Consider the following 24,752-nt stretch of genomic DNA (forward strand, 5'->3'; position numbering starts at 1 on the left):
CCTCAGGTAGAGCAGGGGTCCCCTGCTAACACCCCGACGGCCGCAACGCCCGCGACAGCCGTGCCACGTGTCGCGCTGGTCGGGGCGAACGGGCACGGGCGCTGGCACCGTCGGGTGCTCGGTCCACTGCACGACGCCGGCCGGCTGCGACTGGTCGCGCTGGTGGACACGCGACCGCTGGACGACGAGCCCGCCGCACCGGTACCCCCCGACGCCCGGGTCTTCACCGACCACCGCGCCATGCTCTCGGCCGTCGGGCCGGACGTGGTGGTGATCTGCACCCCGCCCCACACCCACCTGCCGATCGCCCGGGACGCGCTGGCCGCCGGTGCCGACCTGCTGCTGGAGAAGCCGCCGGTGCTCTGCACCGCCGAGCACGAGGAACTGGCCGGGGCACTGGTCAGCACCGGCCGGGTGGCGCAGGTCGGTTTCCAGGCGCTCGGGTCGGCCGCGCTCACCGCGCTGACCCACGCGGTGAGTGCCGGCCGACTGGGTACGGTCACCGGCATCGCCACGGTCGCCGCCTGGCAGCGTCCGGACGCGTACTACGCCCGCTCGCCATGGGCCGGTCGCCGGAGCCTGGACGGGCGACCGGTGCTCGACGGCGCGCTGGCCAACCCGCTGGCGCACGCGGTGATGCAGTGCCTGGCGGTGGCCGAGGCGGTCACCGGTGAGCCGGCGGAGATCGTGGCCGTCGAGGTGGAGCGCTACCGGGTCCGGCCGATCGAGGTCGACGACACCGCCGTGCTGCGGGTACGCCTGCGGCACGGCCCGCCGATCGTGGCCGCGGTGACGCTGGCCGGGGAGGATTTCGTGCCCGGCGAGGTGATCGTCACCGGTGACGCCGGACGGGCCGTGCTGGAATACCCGACGGACCGGCTGCTGCTGCCCGGCCAGGATCGGGCGCGCGAGGTGCCCGGCCGGCGGGGGCTGTTGGAGAACCTGCTCGACCACCGGGCCGATCCCCGGGTGCCGTTGATCGCGCCGCTGGCCCGGACCGCCCCGTTCACCGCGGTGCTGACCGCGTTGCAGGCGGCACCCGAGCCGACGCTGCTCGGCGACGATCTCGTCGAGGCGGTCGGCGACGGGCCGCAGCGGGTGCTACGGATACCGGGCGTCAACGACGTGCTGCGCCGGGCCGCCGAGAGCGGCGTACTGCCGACCGAGTTGGGCGTGCCGTGGTCGGTCGCTCCGTGGCGGACCGATCCGGCCGGACGAAAATAGGAGGACACCGCAACGCCACTGCAACATCGCCGGTCCGATCAGGACTGAGGACTCCGCGATGACCAGCGGTTTCCCGACCGGGACAGGTCGAGGCGATGCCGGCCGAAAGCATTTTCTGCAACAAAACTGCACATCATTAATATTGACCACAATAAAAACACAACCGTAACCTTCGTCACATAGAGAAACAACGACGAGGGAACGGGACGAGCTGATGCACAGAATTGCCGCCGGTGCGGCATTGATCATTCTCACCCTGAGCGCCGCACCCGCCCCGGCGGCGGCGCACCCCGGCCCGACGGGCGGCCCGGACACCCTGTCCGTGCTGGCCCGCCAGATCGGCCGACAGGCGCTGCCGACGAACGACGGCTGGGCGGCGGCCGGACCGGGCACCACCGGTGGCTCCGCCGCCACCGCCGACCAGGTCCACGTGGTCGACAGTCGCCAGGACCTGGTCGCCGCGCTCGGCGGGAACAACGCCACCAACGCGACCAACACCACCCCGAAGATCATCTTCGTCAAGGGCGAGATCGACGGGTTCGAGGACGCCGACGGGCGACTGCTCGACTGCACCGACCTGGCCGACCCCGGGTACTCACTGGACGCCTACCTGGCCGCGTACGACCCGGCGACGTGGGGCCGGGTCGCACCGAGCGGACCGGTGGAGGAGGCACGGGTCCGGTCGGTGACGAACCAGACCCGGCAGACCCAGATCAACGTCGGCCCGAACACCACCATCGTCGGGCTGCGCGGGGCACGGCTGACCGGCCTCACCCTGATGATCGACCGGGCGCCCAACGTCATCGTCCGCAACGTCACCTTCGACGACGCCCGGGACTGCTTCCCCGCCTGGTCCCCCACCGACGGCGAGACGGGCAACTGGAACTCCCAGTACGACCTGGTCTCGGTCCGCCGCAGCGAGAACGTCTGGATCGACCACAACACGTTCACCGACGGAGACAACCCCGACAGCGGCCAACCGATCCACTTCGGGCGCCCGTACCAGGTGCACGACGGCGCGCTGGACATCACGCACACGGCGAGCCTGGTCACCGCCTCCTGGAACCGGTTCGACGGGCGGGACAAGCTGATGCTGATCGGCTCCTCCAACACCGTCGGCCCGGACGTCGGCCGACTCAACGTCACCCTGCACCACAACCTGTTCGACGAGGCACTCCAGCGGCTGCCCCGGGTCCGCTTCGGGCAGGTCGACCTCTACAACAACCAGTACCGCCTGACCGGCGACGGTTTCGAGTACGCCATCGGCGTCGGCGTGCAGTCCGCCGTGTACGCCGAGAACAACCACTTCACGCTCGGCGCCGGCATCACCGCCGCCGACCTGCTCTACGACTGGAGCGGCACCGCGATCACCACCCGGGGCAACTGGGTGCAGGCCGCCGGCAAGCTACCCCGCCCGGTGGACCTGGTGGCCGCGTACAACGTCGCACACGACCCCGACCTGTCGCCCGACGCCGGCTGGACGCCGACGCTGCGGCACGGACCGGTCCTCCCGGCACCACTGGTGCCCCTCGTCGTCGGCCCGCTCGCCGGAGCCGACCGCCTGCCGCTCTGACCGTCCCTCAGGCGACCCGGCGACCACACCCGGTTGTAGCAGTACCACCACCGATAGGAAGGTAGGCAAGGATGAGACGAACAGTCGCACTGCGACTCCTCGCGGGGCTGTCCGCGACAGCCGTGGGCGCCGCGGTCTGCGTGACCCTGGTGACCCCCCAGGCGTCCGCCGCCGTCGGCAGCGCCACCGGCTTCGCGACCCGCAACGGCGGCACCACCGGCGGCGCGGGCGGCCAGACGGTACGCGCCACCACCGGCACCCAGATCCACGCGGCCCTCTGCAACCGGGCCAGCAGCAGCACCCCGATCACCATCCAGGTGGAGGGGACCATCAACCACGGCAACACCACCAAGGTGTCCGGGTCGAGCTGCAACACCGCCGCCGACGTGATCGAGCTCAAGCAGATCAGCAACGTCACCATCCTCGGGGTGGGCAACGGCGCCGTCTTCGACCAGCTCGGCATCCACATCCGCGAGGCCCGCAACATCATCATCCAGAACGTGACGGTGCGGAACGTCAAGAAGTCCGGCTCGCCCACCTCCAACGGCGGCGACGCGATCGGCATGGAGAGCGGCGTCCGCAACGTCTGGGTCGACCACGTCACCCTGGAGGCGTCGGGCGGCGAGTCGGAGGGCTTCGACGGCCTCTTCGACATGAAGAACGACACGCAGTACGTGACGCTGTCGTACAGCATCCTGCGCAACTCGGGTCGTGGCGGCCTGATCGGCTCCAGCGAGAGCGACCGCTCGAACGGCTTCGTCACGTTCCACAACAACCTGTACGAGAACCTCGACTCGCGGGTGCCCCTGCTGCGCGGCGGGGTGGCCCACATCTACAACAACCACTACCTGCGGATCAACGAGTCCGGCATCAACTCGCGGGCCGGCGGGCAGGCCAAGGTGGAGAACAACTACTTCCAGAACGCCAAGGACGTGCTCGGCACGTTCTACACGAGCGAGGCCGGCTACTGGCAGGTCAGCGGCAACACCTTCGACAACGTGACCTGGTCCAGCCGGAGCGGCGACAACAACCCGGCCGGCCCCAACCCGACGTCCAACACCAGCGTCAGCATCCCCTACTCGTACCGGATGGACGCGGCGAGCTGCGTGCCGACCATCGTGCGGGACACGGCCGGCGCCAACAAGGGCATCCGGACCTCGAACGGCAACTGCACGCCGACGAACCCGACGACCAGCCCCACCCCGGGGCCGACCAGCCCGACGCCCGGACCGACCACCAGCCCCACCCCCGGGCCGACGAACCCGCCGAGCGGCACCAACCTGAGCATCGGCGCCGGCTCCGACGGTTCCAGCAAGGCCAGCGGCACCAGCTACGGCGACGTCCGGGACGGCAACATGAGCACCGCCTGGTCGCCGTCGGGCGCCACGGGCTCCATCTCGATCAAGTGGGATTCCGCCAAGACGATCTCCCGGATCAACATCCGTGAGGCGTCCGGCTCCGTGGGCAACATCCGTGGCTGGCGGGTCATCAACCACGGCAACGGGGCCGTACTCGCCTCCGGCACCACCGCCGGTGTGATCAGCTTCGCCTCGACCTCGCTCAGCAAGGTCACCTTCGAGATCACCAGCTCCAGCGGTACGCCGAGGGTCGCCGAGTTCGAGACGTACGCCTGACAACCGACCGCCACGTGGGCGGGAGCCGTCGACGGCTCCCGCCCACCGCCGTCTCCACCCGGTGCCGCCACGCGGCTGCCGCGCTGGTGTGCTGGTGTGCTGCCGGTAATCGCCGCCACCACTCCCCTCGCTGGCCCCTTTGCTCTGCTTCAACCGACGCAACGGTTTCCGGGTGGAACCAGTGCGTGGGGTGAAGCAGAGCAAAGGGGGCCGGGTGGAACATCCAGGCCGACCCGCCGCGCCCGGCGGACCAGGCCAGGCCGACCAGCCACGCCCGGCGGACCAGGCCAGGCCGACCAGCCACGCCCGGCGGACCAGGCCAGGTCGACCAGCCACGCCCAGCGGATCGGGGCACGCGGGCGGCCGGGCGGGACGGCGTACGGCAGAATCGGCGGGCGATGCGCGCGGCGACGATCCTCACCGCTCTCGCCGACCTGGCTCCGGCCGGCGCGGAGCGGGTGTTCGACGTGTCCGGGACCGGGCGTCCGCTGATCTGGTTGCCGGAGCCGCACCGGGGTCCGCGTACCGCCCGACTGGACCGGCTGGCGGCGCTGGACGCACTGCACCGCGACGAGCGGATCCTCCGGCTGGGCCTGGCGTTCCTGGTCGGCGGCGTCGACGTGGCGGGAGCCCGACGTCGGGTGCGGCTGCCGCTGCTGGCCCAACCGGTACGCCTGGAACGCGGGCGGCGCGCCTACCGGGTGGTTCCCGCCGGTGACCTCGAGTTGACCTCGCTGATCGAGGATCGGGACCTCGCCGCCCGGTTGGAGGCCGCGCCGGGGCTCGCCGGCCCCGGCTGGCTGACCGCGCCCGGCACGGCCGCCTGGGTGACCACGGCGGCCCAGGCCGCCGGCCTGACGGTCGACCGGGTCGTGCCGAGGCCACCGCGCCGCGTCGACGAGACGACCCTGACCGGTGTGGCCTCGGCGGCGTTGTTCGTCACCCGGGACGTGTTCGCCGGTCGGCTGCGGGACACCCTGCTGAACTGGGCGGGCCGCCCCGGACTGACCGGGACCGCCCTGGCCCGGATCTACCTCGGCCCGGCCGGTACGCCGGACGGCACCGGCACCGGCACCGGCACCGACAGCAGCACCGGCGGCAACAGCGCCAGCAGCAGCGCCGACGAGGGCATCGGCGGCGGGGCGGACCGGGACGACGTACTGTCGCCGCTGGCGCTGAACGAGGCGCAGCGGGACGTGGTCCGGCGGACCCGGACCGAGGCGGTGGTGGTGGTCTCCGGGGCGCCCGGCAACGGCAAGAGTCACGCCCTGGTCGCCGCCGCCCTGGACACCGTGGGCCGGGGCGGGTCGGTGCTGGTGGCGACGCAGTCCGCGCACGCCGCGGAGGTGCTGGGCGAACTGCTGCGTCGGCATCCCGGCCCGCCTCCGGTCCTCTTCGGCGACGCCGAGCGACGGGAGACCGTCGCCGCCGACCTCGCCGGTGGGATCGCGGCCGGAGTGGACGACGCCCAGTTGCGCGACGACGCCGCCGCCGTGGCCGCCGCCCGGGACCGGGTGGCCGCCGTCCGGTCCGGCATCAGCGCGGCGCTGGAGCAGGAACGACTCGCCGCCACCCTGCCCGGCTGGCAGCCCCTGCTGCCGGCGTTGGGCCACGACGCCCCGGCGGTCTTCGCACCCGACGCCGACCTCGCCGCGATCCGGCAGGCCCTGGTCGACACGCGTCGGGCGGGTACCGGCTGGTGGCCCCGGCTGCGCCGGGCCCGAGCCGCCCGACGGCTCCGGCGCCTGACCGGTGCCGGTCCCCAGCTACCCGCCGAACGGCTCCGGGCCGCGGTGGAGGCCGCCGAGGCGGTACGCGCGGCGGCGCGACTGCCGGCGGAGGGCGGCACCGACCTGTCGGCCGCCTGGTCGGCGCTGGCCGAGGCGGACGCCGCACTCGCCGAGACGGTCGGCACCGCGCTGCGGCACCAGGTCACCAGTGCGCGACGGTGGACCGGCGAGGGCCGACGTGCCGCCGGGGCCCTGGGCACCTCCCTGCGGGCCGGTCGCAACCGTCGCCGCGAGATGCTCGCCGGGCTGGACGCCGAGGCACTGGTGCGGGCGTTGCCGCTCTGGGTGGGCACGGTGGCCGACGTGGAGGACCTGCTGCCGCCGGTCTCCGGAATGTTCGACCTGGTCGTGCTGGACGAGGCGGCGCACGTCGACCAGTTGCGGGCCGCCCCGGTGCTGGCCCGGGCCCGGCACGCCCTGGTCGCCGGTGACCCGCGCCAACTACGGTTCGTCTCCTTCGTCTCCGACGAGGACGTGACCGCCACCCTGCACCGGCACGGGCTGGACCGCTTCGCCGACCGGCTCGACGTACGCCGGTCCAGCGCCTTCGACCTGGCGGCCGGTGCCGCACCGGTCACCTGGCTCGGCGAGCACTACCGGTCCACGCCGCACCTGATCGGATTCTCCGCACGGCGGTTCTACGGCGACCGGCTCAAGCTGGTCACCCGGCACCCCCGCACCGAACGTGTCGACGCCATCGACGTGCTGACCACCACCGACGCCGCCGTGGTGGACGGCGTCAACCAGGCCGAGGTGGACGCCGTACTCGACCTGGTCGGGAAGCTCGCCACCCAGCCGCCCGGCGGCGGCATCGCGGTGATCAGCCCGTTCCGCGCGCAGGCCGACGCGGTGGAGGCGGCGTTGCTCTCGGCGTACGACGTCGACGAGATCGAACGGCTCGGCCTACGCTCCGGCACGGTGCACGCGTTCCAGGGCAGCGAGGCGGACGTGGTGATCGTCTCGCTGGGCCTGGTCGACGACGACCCGCCGGGCCGACACCGCTTCCTGGCCGACCCGAACCTGTTCAACGTCATGGTCACCCGGGCCCGGAAGCAGCTCACGGTGGTCACCTCGCTGCGCTCCCCCGACGGCATCGTCGCCGACTACCTCCGGTACGCCGCACAGCCGCCGGTGTCCAGCGCTCCCGACGCACCCGCGTCCGAGCCGTGGGCCCGCGCCCTCGCCGACGAACTCGACCGGATCGGCGTGCCGGTACGCCCCGACTACCCGGTCGGCCGCTGGCGGATCGACCTCTGCGTCGGCGCCGACACGGACGCGGTCGCGGTGATCTGCGGCGTGCACCCGGACGGGGTGGACGCCCACGTGGAGCGGCACCGCAGCCTGGCCCGCGCGGGGTGGTGCCTGTACGACGTGTTCGCCAGCCGCTGGTCCGACGACCCGATCCGCGCCGCCCTCGACCTCACCGCCCGGATGGTGACGGCGCGGTAGCACCTGTCGTGGCGTCACAGCCGGGGTCAGGAATGGCAACTCGCTCGTGCCGGTGGATGAAGTCCCGGATCCGCAGGAGACAGGTCACCGTCCTTCCTCGAAGATCGGCTGCAGGTGCTTCAGCAGCATCGCGGTATCGACATTGCGCGGCAGGTCTATCCGCATGTCGATACCGCGGCCCTTGACCGTCAACACGACGGTCTGCCGATCGTCGCGCAGCCGCCAGTTGCGAATCGCGACGACCAACGCGCCCAGTTGTGGCTGCACAGCGGCGAGGGTGGCGAGGTTGGCCATCACCGCGACCCCTTCAACGGCGAGCGTGAGGGCGTCCAGCCCACGAATTCCCTCGTACGGCAGATCTATCTCGTTCAGCACGTCCGCCGGCAACTCAAGCTTGACGACGCTCATCGTTCTCCTTTGACCTGGGCTGCTATCTCTTCCTGAATCTGCCGGTCGAGCGGTTGCAGGCTCGTCGACGCCACCGCCCCGCAGAAGTAGCCCTGGACGTGGTGGATGCCGACATCCCAGATCTGCTTCAGGGTGATCGGTGCCTTCTCGTCGTACCCCTCGACCACTACAGCTCGTGGATGGGGAGCGTCGCCCTGGTCTCGGGCGTAGCGGGCGACCTTCGCCACCAGCTCCAACTCCTCGACGGCCAGTGGATGGTGCAGGATCTCCCGGTCGACCTTGATCTGGGTGAGCCGCAGCTCGGCCATCCGCGCCAGCGACGCGTGGCCCACACCGAAGTCGTCGACGGCGAAGTTGATGTGCAGGTCCCGGGCCAGCGTGGTGAGGCGGTGATGGAAGTACTTCAGCGGCTTCTGCGGCCAGTTCTCGCCCGGCCCCGGTGAGATCGGGTCCTGTTCGGAGATCTCCAGGGTGAGGGTCTGTGGGTTGACGTCCGCCTCGACGAGTGCCCGGCTCACCTGATGCAGGTACGAGTCGCGCAACAGCGAGCGAACCGCCACGTTCACCGACAGCGGTTTGATGCCCTGCCAGTTGGCGGCGACGGCGGCCTTGGCGTACGAGCGGATGGCCTTCGAGACGAGCAGTGCGTCGCGCTCGATGATGAACCGGTCGCCCCACTGGTGCGCCATCTGCAGGACCGGCATCGGTGCTCCGGTGTCGCCCTCCTTGCGGCGGGCCAGTGCTTCGAAGCTGTGCACTCCCACCCCGGTGGGATGTCGGCTCAGTTCCACCACCGGCTGGAAAACCATGGTCAGCGAGTCGACCAGCTTCTGGTAGCTGGTGAAGGCGTACTCGTACACCGGTGTCGGCATCCGGCCGAACGCGGCCCGCAGCGCCGTCATGACGATCATCTCGGACTCGACCGGCTTGTTGATCGGGTCGGAGTCCCAGACTGCTCGCAGGATCACCGCGAGCGGCTCGCCCATCTCCAGTTGCGCGGGGGCCGGGTCGACCACGGCGTAGGCGACCAGTCTGTCGTCCACCGCCTTGACGGGTACGCAGAGTATGCGCCGACGGGCACCGACGGAAACCTCATGACCCGGCATCGAGGTGCGGTACTGCACGGCCTCGTCGGCGGCGAGTTCCAGCATCGGCCGGAGCAACTCGTAGTCGAAGCGTGAGGTCTTGTCCACCACGCTGATGCCGTCACCGGCGAACTGCACCACCGCCACCGAGTCGGCGTCCACCGCGTACCGGATGAGTTCGACCTGCTGGGCGTGGTGGTTCGGCCGGTTCGCGCCGCGGAACATCCGGCCGAGCAACTGCATGATGGAGTTCGCGTGGTCTTCGAGCGGGTTCTTGCAGGGCCGGATGACACCGGGGTTGGCCGGTGTGTTGAACGTCTGTCGATCGTGCCGCGACACGGGCGGCTGGGTCAGCGGTATCGCCGGCCCGTAGGTCTTCACCCACTGGGCCGGCGGCGGGTCGATGCCCTGCTCAGCCACGAACGCTGCCATCCGGGCGAACGACACCCGGCGAGCCTCGTCCGCCGCCTCGCCACGCAGTGCCCGCAGGACGTGGTGGGTCAGCACACCGTGCCCGTAGTCGGTGCTCTCCCGGGCCACCCCGCCCTTCGGGCATGCCAGCAACGCACTGTGCCGGTCGACCTGGGTGCGGTAGGTCTCTATCGCCGCCGCATGCCGCCGGTCGGCGTCCGCATAGATGCCCGCCTGGCAGCAGTCCAGCACCAGGAACGAGGTGCCCGCGAACGCCTCGAACACATCCCGTTTGAGGAACGACATCCGCAGGCCGTTGTCCGGCTCCCGAGGCAGCGCGTCCGGATCCAGATCAGCAGTGACCAGGTACGCGTCGAGCTGCTCGTTCCACTCCGGCACCAGCGCATGCCCGGCGAAGTAGACCAGCAGCACATCCGAGGGGCCCGACTCGAACGCGATCCCGCGCAGATACGCCTTGATGTCACGCCACGTGGCGTCCGCACCGAGGAACATCTTGACGTCACCGTCGTGGAAGGTGCCGTAGTCCTGGTCGAGCAGCACGGCCCGGAGATCCTGTGCGTCACTCTCGGCATACCGCAGCGCGGGCAGTTGCACGTCGTAGCCGCACTGGTTGACTCCGATCAGGACGGCCTGTCGCTTGCTCGGCGCCATCGCACACCCCCGGAGGCGATCGGTCACACGGTCACGGCACGAGTTCGCCTGCTTGCCGTGAGCAACCCTATCGGTTTCTCCACATCGGACCGCGCAAGGTCAGATTCCCGTCAACCAACCCCTGAGTACGGGGTCAGGAGTGCGATCTCACCCGTGGACTCGTCAGCGCTCGGAGCGCCGCCTGGTCAGGTCTGCTCGTCGGGCCCGCGGAGACGGGCGGCTCGTTCGGCGATCCGGTGGGAGAGCCTGCCCGTGCCCGCAGCGCGGCGTGGAGGTTGCCGGTGGTCGAGTTCGTGACCATCGGGGGCTTCGACGCGGCGCTACGGCTCCCGCATCCAGGTCTTCGGATCGGTCACGAAGACACCCTTGCCCTGATGCCGCCGAATCACCCGCAGGGCTTCGAGTCGGACGTAGGCCAACTGCACGGTGCCGTAGCTGACGCCGTAGTCGGCACGGGTCTGCGCGAGCGACGGCAGCCGGTCGCCCGGTTTGAGCTTGCCGGACCTGACGTCGGCGATCACGTCTGCGGCAATGCGGAGGTACTCGGCTGATTCGGGCATGGCACTCCTCGCGTGGCAACCCGAATTCGATCACAACTCAAACACCTACACAATGTCCTTTGACTTCCCTATGTTCCCTGGTTATGTTGGTGTCGAGCTGATCCTCGCGTGGCAACGAGTTCGGCTCATCCCCCTGGTCGGGGCGGGTGCGCGTGCCCGTCCCGACCCTGTGAGCTGCTCTGTCGTCGTACCGCCGAACTGGGCTGCGGCGGCCGAGCGGGCGGGCCGTGCGGACGCCGGCCACGCACGGTCCGCCCTTCCACGCACCACCGCACCGACCCTCCGCGCTTCAGCCTGCCCTGAGGAAAGGACCGTAGTGGCCCAGGTGTATCGAGGTGGCCAGCCCTACGGGACCGGTCGCCCGACCCGACTGACCCCGCACGAGGTACGCAACCACACGTTCGCCCCGCGTCGCCGTGGGGTCGACCCCGATCAGGTACGCGAATTCCAGACCACGGTCGCCGACGAGCTGGCTGACCTGCACCAGCAGGTCCATCAGCTCGCCCACGAGAACGAGCGGCTCAAGCGGGCGCTGCGCGACTGGCAGTCGATGCACGCGCGGCACTGCCGACCGCCGAACCAGGCCCGCTGGTGATCGCGCGCCCGGCCCCCGGTGACCTGCTCCGGATCGACGGCCGCGCCTCGGTGCAGTTCGCCGGGGGCCGGGCACTGACTCTGCGCGTCGTCTCGACCAGCGACCGACAGGCGTACGACGGTTGGATCTGGCTGACCGGGTACGTCATCGACCGGCACGGCACCGCCACCGCCAAACGCGAGATCTACGTCCAAATCGCCGGTCTCCGCCCCGCCGCCAGCACTCCGCCGCAGTCGGCGCGGCTCGTTCGCCCTTCCGCACGTCGCACCAGGGCGGTGGTGGACGGTTGACAGTTGAGCTCGTGCGGTGCCGCGGATCAACGAGGTCGACGGCTGGCCAGGATGGCGAGGGTCTCCCGGCGTACGGTCTCCGGCTCACGCACGAGCCGACGATGGGCGAAACGGACCACCAGGATGCCGAGTGCGGCCAGTTGTGCGTCGCGGCGCAGGTCGATCTCGCGCTGTCGCGGGTCGCCGTGGGTCGTGGCACCGTCGAGTTCGATGTTGACGCGTTCCGGTTCGGCGTAGAGGTCGAGGTGGACGGTGCGCCGACCGAGCCGGACGCGCACCTGCCGCTGGAACGACGGCATTCCCGGGCCGGTGAAGACCCGCTCGTGTCCCCAGATCTCCAGCGGACTTCGGCAGCCCTCGGCGAGCCTGGTCAGCAGTGTGCTGAGCCCTGCCCGGCCCGGCACCCGCGTCGTGCCATCGAGTGCGGCCCGCAACCGCTCGGGGGTGGTCAGCCGGTCGTTCACCGCCCTGATCATCGGCGTCCGCCGTTCCGCCGGGGAGAGCATCGGCCAGGAGTCGACGAGGGCACGCTCGACGGTGGTCACCGGCAGTCCCTGTCGTGCCAGCACCGACGGTGAGGTGAGGCTGAAGTGGCGTCGTCGGTGGACCCGGACACCGGGCCAGCTTCGTAGGCCGCTGCCGGCCGGGGCGCTCACGTGCAGCAGGTCCCCGGGCAGTTGTGCACGCAACCCCCAGACGTCGAGGGCGGTGAGGTGGCTGAGCGCGCCGCGCTCGCGTATCCAGCCAGCGACCGCACGGCGGCCGAGGTCCGGACCGATCCGGCCGAGCGGCGAGGTGTACGCCCGCCTGCCCTCTTCGTCGAGCAGGTGTGCTGCCGCGAACACCTCGGGCAGTACCCGCACCAACTCGCCGGTGGTGCACGCCCGTTGCAGGATCCACGCCGGCACGACCTGCTCGACGACGGACCGGTTCACCAGCCCGTGCCCGCGTTCCACCAGTTCCGCCAACACCACGTCCACGCCCTGGACCGTGCCACCCGGCCCGCAGGTTCCACAGCCCCGAGCGGCCGTACCTGTGGATGGGCGGCCCGCTGTGGACAACCCCCGCCCCGGCCCCCCGTCTGCTATGGCGGCCGGGAAGGTGCCTCGGCTTAGCGTGGCAGTGTGGCTGTTCGACACGCCGCTGCGGTAACAGCCACGCTGCCACGATCAGAAGGCCGCTTCGGCGCGCCGGGGCGGGTCGGCGGACTGGTGGTCCCCCGTAGGCCGGGGCGATCGGTTATAAGAGACGCATGGAACTGCCACCGTATCTGGCCACCATGCCGATGCACGCGATCACCGAGATGCACGGCGAGGCCGGTCTGCGGGAGCGGTTCCGGCTGGAGATCAAGGTCTTCGACGAGGATCATCAGCAGCGCCTCGACGGGGCGTTGACACTGGCCTCACGGCTGCACCGGGACGACCGGCGATCCCGCGAGCCGTACGTCAACCACCTGCTCCGGGTCGCCATCCGGATGATGCACTACTACGAGGTACGCGACGTCGACGTGATCGTCGCCGGGCTGCTCCACGACGCCGTGGAGGACCACCCGGCCGACCTGGCCGCCGAGCGAGGCGGGTCCATGGCTGGCGGGCAAGGCGAGTCCGGGGTCAGAGACCCGGGTCGATCCGACCAGGCCGCAGTGACCGGCGACCCGGGAGGGTTCGAGCTCGGAGACCCGAGTGGGTTCGACGAGACCGGGGCGGCGCTGGACGTACTCGCGGAGCGGTTCGGACCCCGGGTGGCGCGGCTGGTGGCGGCGGTGACGAATCCGCCGTGGGATCCGGGGCGAGGGCGTGACGAGCAGTACCACGAGCACGTCGCCGCCAGCCTGGAGCGGGAGCCGTGGGCACGGGTCGTCAAGATCTCCGACTTCACGGACAACGGGGTCGGCGTGATCCACTCGGTCGGGCCGAAGGTCGAGTCGTTGGCGCGGAAGTACCGGCCGCTGGTGCCGGTCTATCGGGATCTGGTCACCCGGGCGGACACTCCGCTCTCCGATGCGGTACGGCGGCACATCCTCGACCAGCTCGACCTGGCCGAGGAGCGCTTCAGCGCCATCCTCGACCAACCGGCCCACCCCGCCTGACCGGGTCGCTGCGACACTTGCCGTCGCGCTACCTCAGGTCGGGTTCGACCCACTGGTGGCGGGGCCACGCCACAGCCGGGACGTGCTGGGCGGGGCGTTCCCGACGCTGGCGCCCGACGGGGTGAACGCGCTGCGGGCGAGCGGGTTGTCCGACGGTCACGGCTTCGCCGTCATCGCCAGCGACGGCAGGCCACCCCGCGTGCCTGTCGAGATGAACGCGCGTACTCCTCACCCCGGTTGAACGTCACGGGTGAACGGGAGGTCCCGGTCGCCCAGGCGGATCTGCAAGAGGGTGGCCTGGGCGACCGAGCCACCGCCGACGCCCAGGCCGTCCCGGGCCGCGTCGTAGAAGTGGTCACGGGCCTCGTTGGCCCGGTGCAGCAGAGCCGCCAGGTCGTCGGTGGGCCTGCCCTGGGCGACTCGCTCGATCGCCCAGACCGCGTCGCGCCACGCCCGGGCCGCGGTCACCGTCGGGCCGTCGCCGAGCAGCAGTACGTTCTCCCAGGCGAGGGTGTGGCGGAAGTCGGCCTCGACGAGGTTGGCCAGCTCCCGATCCCGGTCCACCGGCACCCCTCGCCATCCGGGCAACAGCCGGCCGGAGGTGGCGTGCACCTCCTTGAGCGCGCGGGCGAACTCCGCGTACGCGTCGAGCCGCCGTTCGTCCCAGCGCACCGTCTGGGTCCGCCGCCAGCGCGACCGGTCGGCCAGCGAGGTCGCGACGATCGTGCCGACGGTGCCGATCAGGACACCGAGCAGGGCAGGCAGTTGCGCCATCAGGCTCTCCACGCCCGAAGCCTGCCATCTGTGGGCACGGCGGAGGGCATGGGAATCCCGCTCAACGCGGTACCTTCACCTTCGACAGTGGACGGACCCTGCGTACGATGATGTGATCATCCGCAGGTCCGTCAGCCGACCCCGTCGACAGGAGCTAGGAATGGCCAGCCCGGATCCCGAACTCGCCGCGAAGCTCCAGCCCGAGGTGCCGCATGCCGCGCGGATCTGGAACTACTGGATGGGCGGGAAGGACAACTTCCAGTCCGACCGGGCCGCCGGTGACGCCGTGGCGGAGGTCTACCCCGAGATCGTGGTGATGGCCCAGCAGTCGCGCAAGTTCCTCATCCAGGCAGTGCGCTACCTGGCCGCCGAGGCGGGCGTCCGGCAGTTCCTCGACATCGGCACCGGTCTGCCCACCATGCAGAACACCCACGAGGTCGCCCAGGCCATCGCGCCCGACTCGCGCATCGTCTACGTCGACAACGACCCGATGGTGCTGGTCCACGCCCGCGCGCTGCTGTCCAGCACCACCTCCGAGGGCGTCACCACGTACGTGCCCGCCGACTACCACGACCCGGAGAAGATCCTCGCCGAGGCCGCGCAGACGCTCGACTTCGACAAGCCCGTCGCGGTGATGTACATGGGCGTGATGGGCTACGAGCCGAACCTGGACGTGGTACGCGCCATCGTCGGCCGGACCATGGCGGCCACCGCCTCCGGCAGCCACCTCGTGCTCTGGGACGGCACCGACACCAGCCCCGAGGTCGTCTCCGGTGCCGAACGGCTGGCCCAGAGCGGCGGCGTGCCCTACATCCTGCGCAGCCCCGAACAGCTCGGCACCTGCTTCGAGGGACTGACGCTGGTGGAGCCGGGCCTGGTGCCGATCCCGCTGTGGCGTCCGGCGGACCCGGACGCGGTGGCGATCGACGCGTACGGTGCGGTGGGCCGCAAGCCCTGACCTCGCCGGTCGCCATGGCCCGGCGGACCGTCGGGTGACCCTGGCGGGCCGTCAGGGTGACCTGCCGGGCCTTCGGGATGGCCCGGTGTGAACCGGTGCACGGACCGGTCAGGAATCGAGAAGCGCAGGTCAGCGCCCCGCCCATAGCCTGACTTCCGGTCGAGCACACCACCGGCAGAGTGCCGGTGCGGCGGCTCGGTCCGGAGGGAGGCCCCGGTGAAGGGCAACGCGTGGGTCCGTCAGGTGCACCGGTGGACGTCGATCGTCTTCACGGTGGCAGTCGTCATCGTCACCGTCGTCGTGATGGGGCAGCAGGAACCGGCCGAGTGGGTGTTCTTCCTGCCCCTGCCGCCGCTCTTCCTGCTGCTCGTCACCGGCCTGTACCTGTTCGCCCTGCCGTACGCCGCCAGACGCCGCGCCGCGAGCTGACCCGGACAGCCAGGCCACCGGCCAGCAGCGCCAGCGCGGCGAGGTGCAACAGCCGGACGCCGGTCGGCGCGAGCAGGTCGGCACCGGGCAGCGCCGCCACGCACACCGCACCGGCCACGGCGACCACCCCGGCGACACCCCAGAACAGGGTCGGCCGGCGGGCCGGGACGGCACCTCCGTCCGCCTCCCGCCCGCCGCGCCGACCGATCCGAGCCGCGAGTACGACCGCCAGCGCGCTGCCGACGACCGTGCTCGTCAGGTCCGACACGGTCCACCAGGCCACGCCGCTGACCCGGGACCAGTCGACCCCGAACAGCACCCGCAGCCAGTCGTCGGTGTGCGTGAGCCAGTCCCAACCGAGGTGGCTCGCCGCGCCGAGCACCGCCGAGCCGACCGTGATCCACAGGCGGTACGGCAGCACCGCACCACGCAGCGCGTACCCCCGCCAGCCGAACCACCGGTTCCCGGGCAGGTGGACCGCGACGTCGGGACCGGCGAACCGGACCACCGCCGCGTACGCCAACGCCACCGGCAGGCACCACCAGAACAGGGCGGGCCAGGAGTGGGTGTCGGCGAAGGTGCGACCGTCCGCCCCGGCGGCCAGGTACGCGACGTCCGGGGCAACGGCACCGGTGCTCAGTGCCACCCCGTCGCACCACCGTGGCCGCCAGACCTTCAGCGCCAGCACCGGCGCGAGATGCGCGGGAAAGGTCAACGGCACGCGCAGCAGCCTAAGCCCATCCCTGATCGTGGCAGTGTGGCTGTGCGACACGTCGACGCGCGAACAGCTACACCGCCACGTTGAGGCGGGCACCGCCGCTCCGCCACGTTGAGCCCGATCAGCGGGGGCGGAGCCGCCGGGCTCCGCCCCCGCGCGGTCAGGCGACGGTGCAGGTGGCGCCGTTCAGCGTGAACGCACCGGGTCGGGCCGTGTTGCCGGTGTGGTTGGCCTGGAACCCGATGCTGACCGACGCGTTGGGCGCGATGGTGCCGTTGTAGGAGACGTTCCTCGCGGTCACCTGCCCGGAGGTCGGCGAGTAGCTGGCGTTCCAGCCGCCGGTGATGGTCTGCCCGGAGGGCAGCGTGAAGACCAGCGACCACCCGTTCACCGACGAGCTGCCGGTGTTGGTGATGGTGAGGTCCTCGGTCAGGCCGTTGTTCCAGGCGTTGACCGTGGCGGTGACCCGGCAGGACGCGCCGCCCGGGGGCGGGGTGGTCGGCGGGGTCGTGGTGGGCGGGGTGGTGGTCGGCGGCGGGGTGGTGCCGCCGAACTGGGTGAAGAAGCGCCAGGTCTCGCCCGGCAGCCAGGTCCGCGAGCCACTGTCACCGGGAGCGCCGTCCTGCGGGGCGGCGATGTGCCCCTCGTCGAACGCCGCCCAGACGACCGGGTAGCCGGCCGCGCATCCGGAGTACGTGGTGGTCCGGTGGGTCAGGCTGCCCTGGCTCGGCTCCGGCGGGTTCTGCGCGGTGCACCCGTTGTTGCCGACGAACCGGTCGCGCAGGGAGCGGCCACCGGCGATGCCGAGGACGTTGTCCCGGATGCCGTGCGCCCCGAAGTAGGCGATCCGGCCGGTGCCACCGCTGCATCCGCTGATCTGGCCACCGGCGTACACGGCGACCGCCCGGAACACGTTCGGCCGGGCGCAGGCGACGGCGTAGCTCATCCCGCCGCCCCAGCTGAAGCCGAGGGCGAAGCGTTGGGTGGTCTCCACGCACAGGTCCGACTCGATGACGCGGAGCATGTCGTCGACGAAGGTGATGTCCTCGCCGCCGGAGTTGCCCCATCCGTTGTTCAGTCCCTGCGGCGCGACGAAGATGGTGCTGTTGTTCGACAGGGGCAGCAGCCCGTAGTAGGCCCAGGCGTCACGCTGCACGGTCTGGCCGGTGGCGACGTCGGTGGCGGTGCCGCCACGCCAGTGGAAACCGAAGACCAGCCGGTACGGGTTGGTGTTCTGGTAGTTGTCGGGCACCCGCAGGATGAAGCTGCGGCTCTTGCCGTTGCTCTGGATGGTGTGCGTACCGCTGCGCAGGGTCGGGGTCTTGCCGCACCCGGCGGTCGCGGCGAGGGTGCCGATCTCGGCCGCGGCGGCGGTGCGGCCGAGGCTGCCGGTCACCGCCGTGGCGGCGGCGGCCACCAGGAGGAGGGCCGCGAGCAGCACAGGCCCGAAGAACGATCTACGCCTGGACATCGTGTTACTCCATTCCGCGTCGCGTGGACGCGCGGGCGGCGCGGGGCGCCGTGGTGGTGGGTACGGCCGGGATGCCCATCAACCGGCCTGGTGCCGTGCGCTCGGCCGCGCCGATTCACGAACGCGGCCGAGCGTTGGCGCGTGCCCCTCACTCCCGTAGGGACGGTAACCTGTGAGCGATAACATAGCAAGGAGTCGATGGCAACCTGCGGAGGCGCCCCGCCGGGTGCGGCCGGCCGGTGCGCCGTGCCCACCAGTCGATCAGCGGCCGGTGATCGTCGGGGCCGAGGCGCGCAGACCGTCCAGGGCGAAGTCGAGCGCGGCCTCGAGATGGTCGATCCTGCCGGTGGAGAGCATCAGCAGCACGCCGCCCTGGATGCTGGCCAGCAGTGCCGACCCGACGCGGTCGGCGTCCAACCCGGCGGCGATCTGACCGGTCGCCTGCATCTGCCGGACGCCGGCCGTGATCCGCGCCTGCCAGCGGGTCATCAGCCCGGCGACCACCGCCTGTGAGCCGGGGCCACGCCGACCGGTCGGCCCGAGCAGGGTACTGAGCGGACAGGACATGCCCTGGGCGCGGTAGCGCGCGACGAGCAGGTCACGCCACTCCTGCCAGGCCGGCCAGGTGGTCAGGTCGCTGAGCGCCGGCTCCTGGTCGGCGAGCACCTGGTCTGCCTCGTGCTGGGCGACGGCGAGCAGCAGTTCCTCCCGGCCGTCCGGGAAGTAGTGGAAGATCTGCCCCTTGCTGGTGCCGGTGCGCCCCATGACGTCGTCGAGGCGTACCTCGTCGACGCCACGCTCGCGCACCTCGGCGGCGGCACCGGCGACGATGCGGGCGCGGGTCTGCTCGCCCTTGCGGGTCAGCGCACGCGGCAACTCGTCCTCCCGAGGTCAGGCGGCTACCGGGCCATTGAACACCGGCGGCGCGTAGCCGGTCGGCTTGTCGCCGATGCCGAGGCCGGGACTGACGATCCAGGACTGGTACGCCGGGGTGAACATCGAGTACGGGGCGGCGAGTGGGCGGGCGCTGGCGGCGTCGAGCCGGTCGCGCAGCTCGCCGGGGATCTCGAAGTCGAGGGCCGCGAGGTTGCCGTCGAGTTGGTCGGCGCTGCTCGCGCCGACGACCACGGAACCCACGGCCGGTTGGGTGATCGCCCAGTTGAGGGCGACCTGCGCCATGGGCCGGTCCAGTTCACCGGCCACGCTCTGCAGGGCCTCCACCACGCGCCACTCGGCGTCGCCGACCGGCCGGGTTCCGTCGCCGAGGCGTCCCGCCCCGGACAGGCCGTCGCCGGTTCGGCGGTACTTGCCGGTCAGCAGGCCGCCGCCGAGCGGGCTCCACGCGGTCAGGCCCAGCCCCAGCGTCTGGGCCATCGGCACGAACTCGGGTTCGATGTCCCGCGCCACCAGTGAGTACGGCAGTTGCACGGTGACCATCGGGGTCATCGCGTGCGCCTCGGCGACGCTCTGCGCCCGGGCGGCGTACCAGGCGGGCACGTCGGAGAGACCGGCGTAACGGATCTTGCCGGCGCGGACCAGGTCGTCGAAGGTCCGGACCACCTCCTCGACCGGGGTGATCCGGTCCCAGGTGTGCAGCAGGTACAGGTCGAGGTAGTCGGTGCCGAGCCGGCGCAACGACTCCTCCACGGCACGGATCATGTGCTTGCGGCCGTTGCCGCTGGCGTTGGGGTCGGTGGGGTCGACCGTGTTGGTGAACTTGCTGGTCAGCACCAGCCGGTCGCGGATCTTCGCGGAGTCGATCAGCCGGCCGAGGATCCGCTCGCTCTCCCCCGCCGTGTAGAAGTCCGCCGTGTCGATCAGGTTGCCGCCGGACTCCAGGTAGCGCCGGAAGATCGGCTCCGCCTGCGCCTCGGTGCGGCCGTACGCGGCGTGGAAGCCGCCGGTGCCGAAGTTCATCGTGCCCAGCGCCAGTCGACTCACCCGCAGCCCGGACCGGCCGAGCAGGTAGTAGTGATTCATGACGTCACTGTGACGCGGCAAAATTGGACCGACAAGTCCAGAACTCCCGGCCCGCCCGGAGGGCCGCGACCCGCGCCGCACCGGGCAGTCGCGCGGCATCTCTCAGGCACCTCGGGTGGGGAGCCAAACCCCGTCTGTCACCCGCGACCCACCTCGGTACCAATCCGTAACATCCACAGACTTATATGTCGGCCCGCGCGCCGCTAGCCTCCTGACATCGAAGATCATCCACTACGGGTGGTCTGCTTCCAAGGAGGCTCCGTGTCACAAGCACGCCTACCTCGCCGGCGTCGTGCCGTACTCGCCGCCGGCATCACCGCGACCGCCGTCGTCACCAGCCTGCTCGCACTGCCGCAACCCGCGATGGCTGCGGGCGGGCCGTACCGGGCCACCGCCGTACCGGTCACCACCCCGCAGGCCGCCGGAGACGTCGCGGTGATCCCCGGCGCGTACGTCGTCACGATGAAGCCCGGCGCCGACGCCACCGTGCCGGCCCGCGCTCTCAAGGCCGCCCCCTCCGCCTACTTCAGCCGGGCGGTGAACGGCTTCGCGGCCCGCCTCACCGCCGCGCAGGTCGCCGAGCTGGCGCACAACGCCAACGTGCTCAGCATCGAGCGGGACGTGCTCCAGTACGACGTGGTCGACGCCACCCAGACCAACCCGCCGGCCTGGGGCATCGACCGGATCGACCAGACCACCCTGCCGCTGTCGCGCAGCTACACCTACAACTCGACCGGCACCGGCGTGCACGCGTACGTGATCGACAGCGGCATCCAGGCCAACCACCCGGACTTCGGCGGGCGCGCTCAGTTCGCCTACAACGCCATCGACACCAACAACACCGACTGCAACGGCCACGGCACGCACGTCGCCGGCACCATCGGCGGGACCAGCCACGGCGTCGCCAAGAACGTCCGGTTGTACGGCGTGAAGTGGCTGAACTGCTCCGGCGGCGGCACGCTGTCGGCCGCCATCGGTGCGGTGGACTGGGTCACCCGCAACGCCAACAAGCCGGCGGTGGCCAACGCCTCCTGGAACTACACCTACAGCGCCAGCCTGGCGACCGCGCTGACGAACATGATGAACAGCGGCGTGTTCCTGGCCGCCTCCGCCGGCAACACCGGCGGCAACTCGTGTGACCGGCTGCCCCGCAACCTGACCGCCGCGCTGGTGGTCGCCGCCACCACCAACACTGACGCGCGGGCCAGCTACTCCTCCGTCGGCTCCTGCGTGGACATCTACGCCCCCGGCTCGGGCATCGTGTCGACGTACCCCACCTCGACGACCGCCTCGCTGAACGGCACCTCGATGGCGACGCCGCACGCCGCCGGGGTGGCCGCCCTCTGGAAGGCGACCAACGGCGACGCGAGCCAGGCGACGGTGCACAACTGGATCGTGGCCAACGGCACCAGCGGCGTGGTCACCGGCAGCCTCTCCGGCACCCCGAACCTGCTGCTGAACAAGAAGAACCTGTAACCGGAGACCGGGTGTCCCCGCCGCTCCCCCGGCAGGGACACCCGGCCTCTCCGCACCCGCGCGCTCGGACTCGACGGCCCGCCGCTGTCGGGCCGGGCCCCGCCCGACTAGCGGATCTCGGTCACGTGGGCGCAGGCGAACGGCAGCGACACCGAGACAGCCCCACCCCGGCTCTCGTCGGCCAGGCCGGCGATCTCGACGGTGCCGGCGGGCCGGTCGGCCGTCCCGTCGCGTACCGTCACCTCGGCCCGGAACGAGTCACCGGCGACGAGTTGACTCAGCCCGGCCGGGCGGCGGTTCGGTTCGGCGTACACGGCCGACATACTGGTCAGATAGCGCCCGGAGTGGCGCAGCAGGACCAGGGTGAGCGCGGAGGTGTCGTCGTCCACCTGATACCGGTCGCCGGACCGGGTCAGCACGACCTGGCCCTGACCGCCCACCTTCGCCTTAGTGTCGAAATAGAGGCTCACGGTCAGCGCGCCGTCGGCCTTGGAGCGGTAGCACCGGGTCGTCGCCACCCAGCCCGGTGACGCCCCCGGCAGCCCCCGACCCTCGATGCCGATCTCCCCCCGGGTCACCTCGGCGACGGTGGCCGTGCAGGCCGGATCGCCCTCCAGGCCGGCGAAGATCAGCCGGTCACCCCGGCGCAGCAGGTCGCCCGCGACCCCGCCGAAGCCGGCCAGCAGGGCCACCTCGGCGCTGCCCAGGGTGCCGAAGGTGAGCCGGTCGACCCGGTGCCACTGACCGGCCGCGAGCATCGCGGACAGGTCCCGGCACCGACGCCCGCTGGCGAGCGTGATCCTGGTGTCGGACGACTCGACCGGCACCACGTCGGCGGCGAGGTACAGCCCGGGGAAGGCGGCCGGTGCCGCGCCGTCCTCGGTCGGACCGGCACCCGCCGGCCGCCCCTCGGGGGCGGTGTCCGGGGTGGACCCGCCGCCGGTGCAGGCGGTCAGCGCCAGCACCACGGCCGCGCCGAACGTCACCGCACCGGTGCGCCACCGGTCACGTCTCGTCATGGAAGTACCTCACCTCGGGGCATCGTGGGTCGGTGGTCACCCGGACCACCGGCCAGGAGAGCCTGCTGAACGGGAACGAACTGCCGGCGAGCAGGATCTCGACGTCGCCGACCGGCCGGCCGACCCGGTAGTCCGCGAGTATCTCGGCCCGGGTGTTCAGGAACGGATAGAACCGCAGGACGCCGTCGAGGAACTGGTTGCCGCCCTCACCCTTCATGATGAAGAACGGTTCCGGACCACCCTGGTTGTTGGGCGTGACGCTGATCCTGTTGGCCTTGCCGGCGAAGCCCTTCGGGACGTGCACCCCGGTCGCCGCGCCGGCCATCTGCAACAGTTGGCCGCTCTGCGCGCCGCTGTAGCCGGCGGTGCCGGTGAACGGTCCGGCGAGCCCGGCGCAGCTCACCAGGTCGACGTAGACCTTGGGCAGCTTCGCGAGGATCAGGTTGACCTCGCCCGCGCCCTGGGCCAGCACGATGTCGGACCCGTGGTAGGTGACCTCGATGGTGATCTGCTGTGCCGGCAGGCCCGCCTTGACCAGGACGTCCCGGAGCAGGTCGAAGTTCTTGCCCACGCCGAAGCCGACCGGGTTGCTGAGCAGTCCGTAGACGTCGCCCAGCTCGAACGGGAGGCTCTCCTTGTCCAGCGAGGCGATGTAGGTGGCCTGGCCGGTCAACTTCTCGCCCTCGCCGCTCGGATCCTCGACCGGCGGCTTGAGTTCCAGAGTGGCCACGCCGTCGGCGCCGGTCTTGGCGCCCCGTTGTGACTTCACACTGTCCGCCGAGACCGCCTTCAGCAGTTGGGTGCCGCCCTCCTGGATGGTGCCGACCTGCGGTTGGACAGTGCTGAACCGGACGGTGAAGTCCTTGAGCGGTCCGCTCCTGGGCACGGTGACCCCGGCCAACGCGTAACAGTCGATCTTTTCGAGCGCCGTCTCCAGGTCGAAGGTCGCGGTCGCGGTCAGCAGGACGTGTTCGGCCCGGCTGCCCGCCGTGTGCTTGAAGTGCGTGCTGGTCTTGTCGGCGCTCAGCGAGAGCCGGGCGCCCAGCAGCAACAGGATCGCGCTCGCCGCCGCCGCGGACTTGCCCCACACCTCGTCCGCCTTGCCCACCCGGTTCTGTGCCTCGTCGGAGAGATTCTTGACCAGGTTGTCCTTCAGGTAGCCCTTGGCCGAGTCGACGATCCCCTTGGCCACCGGGTCCTGCGGCGCCCCGAACCGTCGGGTGAGCGCCTTGCACGGCCCGTCCGAGGCGTACGCGACCCCGCCGCCGACCAACCGGTCGAACGCGCCGGGCCGGGCCGCCGCCCGGGGCTGGGCATCGTCGACCACCTCGACCAGACGGCTGGTGGCGTGCCCGAGCAGCAGGACCGTCTGCAACGGGTCCAGGTACGCCGTGTCCGGGTCGGCCCCGGCGAACAGCACCTGCTGCCGGTGCCCCGACAGGGCCCGTACGCCAGCTGCCGCGGTGACGAAGATCGGGTGGTGGTCCGGGTCCCGGGCCCAGCCGGCGACGGCGGTGGTGACCTCTGCGAAGGTCATCTTCTTCCGGGTCAGCCCGACCGCGTCCAGCAGCTCGGCGAACTGGTCCACCGTGTACCGGTCCCCCGCCCGGGTGGCGGCGGCCAGCAGCGGCAGCAGCTCGGCGTAGACCGGTGCGTCGTGCAGCGCCACCTGGTCGGGCATCGCCACCACCGGCCCGCGTACCGACACGATCGGGTGGCCGGCGCGGCGCAGCAGTTCGGCGGTGGCCGCCGCCGACCGGGTCGGGTCTGCGGCATGGATCTCGGTGACCAGACGTTCGGCCGCCTCCACCGGATCGGCCGGCAACGTGGCGGCGACCGCTTCGAGGGCGGGACGGTCGACCCCGCCCGACGGCGGTGGATCGTCACGGTCGGCGGTGCAGGCGGAGGCGACGAGCGCCAGACAGAGCAGCGCGATCACCGGTGGTCGCCACCGGAGGCGGGTGACGCCGCGTGGCGCGGGGACACCTCGTGCCCGGCAGGAGGTGCGTGTCATCGGTGTGGGTCCTTTCCCGGCTGGGCGGTGGGGCACCGGGCAGTGCCACCCCCGGCATCAGACCGGCAGGCCGATCCCGGTCACCAGGGACCGATGTCCCGGCCGGTCGGGAACCTCACGCGCCGGTGGGCCG

The 24,752-nt window shown here is 71.3% G+C and carries 22 protein-coding genes; 11 read left to right on the forward strand and 11 right to left on the reverse strand.

The window, feature by feature from the left end; genetic code table 11:
* Window positions 1–60 precede the first annotated feature (60 nt).
* From ACFYTT_RS26920 to ACFYTT_RS26935, 4 genes are all read left to right on the forward strand, one after another.
* Window positions 61–1,224 carry a Gfo/Idh/MocA family protein gene (locus ACFYTT_RS26920; protein ID WP_387263261.1) on the forward strand — a complete coding sequence of 388 codons (1,164 nt, stop codon included), beginning with the start codon at window positions 61–63 and terminating at the stop codon, window positions 1,222–1,224.
* A 214-nt stretch (window positions 1,225–1,438) separates the two neighbouring features.
* Window positions 1,439–2,797, forward strand: coding sequence for a polysaccharide lyase family 1 protein (locus ACFYTT_RS26925; RefSeq protein ID WP_387263264.1), 1,359 nt, complete (start codon window positions 1,439–1,441; stop codon window positions 2,795–2,797).
* A gap of 71 nt (window positions 2,798–2,868) precedes the next feature.
* Entirely contained in the window at window positions 2,869–4,431 is a 1,563-nt protein-coding gene (locus ACFYTT_RS26930) for a polysaccharide lyase family 1 protein (RefSeq protein ID WP_387263267.1), read from the forward strand.
* A gap of 398 nt (window positions 4,432–4,829) precedes the next feature.
* On the forward strand, window positions 4,830–7,670 hold the full coding sequence (locus ACFYTT_RS26935; RefSeq protein ID WP_387263269.1) for an AAA domain-containing protein: 2,841 nt from the start codon (window positions 4,830–4,832) through the stop codon (window positions 7,668–7,670).
* Between the two features lie 84 nt (window positions 7,671–7,754).
* Here the strand turns inward: ACFYTT_RS26935 and ACFYTT_RS26940 are convergent, their stop codons facing one another.
* From ACFYTT_RS26940 to ACFYTT_RS26950, 3 genes are all read right to left on the reverse strand, one after another.
* Complete coding sequence (locus tag ACFYTT_RS26940; protein WP_176094453.1) at window positions 7,755–8,078, reverse strand: hypothetical protein; 324 nt, start codon at window positions 8,076–8,078, stop codon at window positions 7,755–7,757.
* Window positions 8,075–10,246 carry an EAL domain-containing protein gene (locus ACFYTT_RS26945; RefSeq protein WP_176094454.1) on the reverse strand — a complete coding sequence of 724 codons (2,172 nt, stop codon included), beginning with the start codon at window positions 10,244–10,246 and terminating at the stop codon, window positions 8,075–8,077. The genes ACFYTT_RS26940 and ACFYTT_RS26945 overlap by 4 nt, the downstream gene beginning before the upstream one ends.
* Before the next feature lie 320 nt (window positions 10,247–10,566).
* Window positions 10,567–10,806: a winged helix-turn-helix domain-containing protein gene (locus tag ACFYTT_RS26950; RefSeq protein ID WP_387263273.1), complete on the reverse strand. Its 240-nt coding sequence runs from the start codon at window positions 10,804–10,806 to the stop codon at window positions 10,567–10,569.
* 316 nt (window positions 10,807–11,122) lie between these two features.
* On the opposite strand from ACFYTT_RS26950, the gene ACFYTT_RS26955 reads away from it, so the two are divergent.
* Window positions 11,123–11,401, forward strand: coding sequence for a DivIVA domain-containing protein (locus ACFYTT_RS26955; protein ID WP_387263276.1), 279 nt, complete (start codon window positions 11,123–11,125; stop codon window positions 11,399–11,401).
* Complete coding sequence (locus tag ACFYTT_RS26960; protein WP_254876908.1) at window positions 11,398–11,691, forward strand: hypothetical protein; 294 nt, start codon at window positions 11,398–11,400, stop codon at window positions 11,689–11,691. Before ACFYTT_RS26955 ends, ACFYTT_RS26960 begins: the two co-directional genes overlap by 4 nt.
* Before the next feature lie 26 nt (window positions 11,692–11,717).
* On the opposite strand, the gene ACFYTT_RS26965 is transcribed toward ACFYTT_RS26960, so the two are convergent.
* Window positions 11,718–12,671 carry an endonuclease domain-containing protein gene (locus ACFYTT_RS26965; protein WP_387263279.1) on the reverse strand — a complete coding sequence of 318 codons (954 nt, stop codon included), beginning with the start codon at window positions 12,669–12,671 and terminating at the stop codon, window positions 11,718–11,720.
* Between the two features lie 272 nt (window positions 12,672–12,943).
* Between ACFYTT_RS26965 and ACFYTT_RS26970 the strand changes: the two genes are divergently transcribed.
* Window positions 12,944–13,780, forward strand: coding sequence for a phosphohydrolase (locus ACFYTT_RS26970; protein ID WP_387263282.1), 837 nt, complete (start codon window positions 12,944–12,946; stop codon window positions 13,778–13,780).
* Window positions 13,781–13,835: 55 nt separating this feature from the next.
* Window positions 13,836–14,021 carry a hypothetical protein gene (locus ACFYTT_RS26975; RefSeq protein WP_387263284.1) on the forward strand — a complete coding sequence of 62 codons (186 nt, stop codon included), beginning with the start codon at window positions 13,836–13,838 and terminating at the stop codon, window positions 14,019–14,021.
* On the opposite strand, the gene ACFYTT_RS26980 is transcribed toward ACFYTT_RS26975, so the two are convergent.
* Entirely contained in the window at window positions 14,009–14,554 is a 546-nt protein-coding gene (locus ACFYTT_RS26980) for a hypothetical protein (protein ID WP_387263287.1), read from the reverse strand. The genes ACFYTT_RS26975 and ACFYTT_RS26980 overlap by 13 nt on opposite strands.
* Window positions 14,555–14,714: 160 nt before the next feature.
* On the opposite strand from ACFYTT_RS26980, the gene ACFYTT_RS26985 reads away from it, so the two are divergent.
* Window positions 14,715–15,512, forward strand: a complete 798-nt coding sequence (locus ACFYTT_RS26985; protein ID WP_176094462.1) for an SAM-dependent methyltransferase — start codon at window positions 14,715–14,717, stop codon at window positions 15,510–15,512.
* A gap of 216 nt (window positions 15,513–15,728) precedes the next feature.
* The gene (locus ACFYTT_RS26990) at window positions 15,729–15,941 is read left to right on the forward strand and encodes a hypothetical protein (RefSeq protein WP_131054241.1); all 213 of its coding nucleotides are present in this window, start codon (window positions 15,729–15,731) and stop codon (window positions 15,939–15,941) included.
* Here ACFYTT_RS26990 and ACFYTT_RS26995 read toward each other — a convergent pair.
* From ACFYTT_RS26995 to ACFYTT_RS27010, 4 genes are all read right to left on the reverse strand, one after another.
* Entirely contained in the window at window positions 15,883–16,662 is a 780-nt protein-coding gene (locus ACFYTT_RS26995) for a DUF4184 family protein (RefSeq protein ID WP_176094463.1), read from the reverse strand. The genes ACFYTT_RS26990 and ACFYTT_RS26995 overlap by 59 nt on opposite strands.
* A 157-nt stretch (window positions 16,663–16,819) precedes the next feature.
* On the reverse strand, window positions 16,820–18,130 hold the full coding sequence (locus ACFYTT_RS27000) for a cellulose binding domain-containing protein (protein ID WP_387263291.1): 1,311 nt from the start codon (window positions 18,128–18,130) through the stop codon (window positions 16,820–16,822).
* 261 nt (window positions 18,131–18,391) lie between these two features.
* Window positions 18,392–19,006 carry a TetR/AcrR family transcriptional regulator gene (locus tag ACFYTT_RS27005; RefSeq protein WP_387263294.1) on the reverse strand — a complete coding sequence of 205 codons (615 nt, stop codon included), beginning with the start codon at window positions 19,004–19,006 and terminating at the stop codon, window positions 18,392–18,394.
* A gap of 15 nt (window positions 19,007–19,021) precedes the next feature.
* Entirely contained in the window at window positions 19,022–20,110 is a 1,089-nt protein-coding gene (locus ACFYTT_RS27010) for an aldo/keto reductase (RefSeq protein ID WP_387263297.1), read from the reverse strand.
* Between the two features lie 261 nt (window positions 20,111–20,371).
* On the opposite strand from ACFYTT_RS27010, the gene ACFYTT_RS27015 reads away from it, so the two are divergent.
* Complete coding sequence (locus ACFYTT_RS27015; protein ID WP_387263300.1) at window positions 20,372–21,586, forward strand: S8 family peptidase; 1,215 nt, start codon at window positions 20,372–20,374, stop codon at window positions 21,584–21,586.
* Between the two features lie 107 nt (window positions 21,587–21,693).
* Here the strand turns inward: ACFYTT_RS27015 and ACFYTT_RS27020 are convergent, their stop codons facing one another.
* Together ACFYTT_RS27020 and ACFYTT_RS27025 are read right to left on the reverse strand one after the other, a co-directional pair.
* A complete protein-coding gene (locus ACFYTT_RS27020; protein ID WP_387263302.1) occupies window positions 21,694–22,605 on the reverse strand; it encodes a hypothetical protein in 912 nt (303 codons plus the stop codon).
* Window positions 22,592–24,619: a hypothetical protein gene (locus ACFYTT_RS27025; RefSeq protein WP_387263305.1), complete on the reverse strand. Its 2,028-nt coding sequence runs from the start codon at window positions 24,617–24,619 to the stop codon at window positions 22,592–22,594. The genes ACFYTT_RS27020 and ACFYTT_RS27025 overlap by 14 nt, the downstream gene beginning before the upstream one ends.
* Window positions 24,620–24,752 lie beyond the last annotated feature (133 nt).

Source organism: Micromonospora sp. NPDC003816 (genome assembly GCF_042874705.1).
Lineage (GTDB): Bacteria > Actinomycetota > Actinomycetes > Mycobacteriales > Micromonosporaceae > Micromonospora.

Coding starts and splice junctions, on each gene's coding strand:
- ACFYTT_RS26925 (WP_387263264.1), top strand. CDS start 1,439: ATGCACAGAATTGCCGCCGGTGCGGCATTGATCATTCTCACCCTGAGC.
- ACFYTT_RS26930 (WP_387263267.1), top strand. CDS start 2,869: ATGAGACGAACAGTCGCACTGCGACTCCTCGCGGGGCTGTCCGCGACA.
- ACFYTT_RS26935 (WP_387263269.1), top strand. CDS start 4,830: ATGCGCGCGGCGACGATCCTCACCGCTCTCGCCGACCTGGCTCCGGCC.
- ACFYTT_RS26940 (WP_176094453.1), bottom strand. CDS start 8,078: ATGAGCGTCGTCAAGCTTGAGTTGCCGGCGGACGTGCTGAACGAGATA.
- ACFYTT_RS26945 (WP_176094454.1), bottom strand. CDS start 10,246: ATGGCGCCGAGCAAGCGACAGGCCGTCCTGATCGGAGTCAACCAGTGC.
- ACFYTT_RS26950 (WP_387263273.1), bottom strand. CDS start 10,806: ATGCCCGAATCAGCCGAGTACCTCCGCATTGCCGCAGACGTGATCGCC.
- ACFYTT_RS26970 (WP_387263282.1), top strand. CDS start 12,944: ATGGAACTGCCACCGTATCTGGCCACCATGCCGATGCACGCGATCACC.
- ACFYTT_RS26980 (WP_387263287.1), bottom strand. CDS start 14,554: ATGGCGCAACTGCCTGCCCTGCTCGGTGTCCTGATCGGCACCGTCGGC.
- ACFYTT_RS26985 (WP_176094462.1), top strand. CDS start 14,715: ATGGCCAGCCCGGATCCCGAACTCGCCGCGAAGCTCCAGCCCGAGGTG.
- ACFYTT_RS27000 (WP_387263291.1), bottom strand. CDS start 18,130: ATGTCCAGGCGTAGATCGTTCTTCGGGCCTGTGCTGCTCGCGGCCCTC.
- ACFYTT_RS27010 (WP_387263297.1), bottom strand. CDS start 20,110: ATGAATCACTACTACCTGCTCGGCCGGTCCGGGCTGCGGGTGAGTCGA.
- ACFYTT_RS27020 (WP_387263302.1), bottom strand. CDS start 22,605: ATGACGAGACGTGACCGGTGGCGCACCGGTGCGGTGACGTTCGGCGCG.
- ACFYTT_RS27025 (WP_387263305.1), bottom strand. CDS start 24,619: ATGACACGCACCTCCTGCCGGGCACGAGGTGTCCCCGCGCCACGCGGC.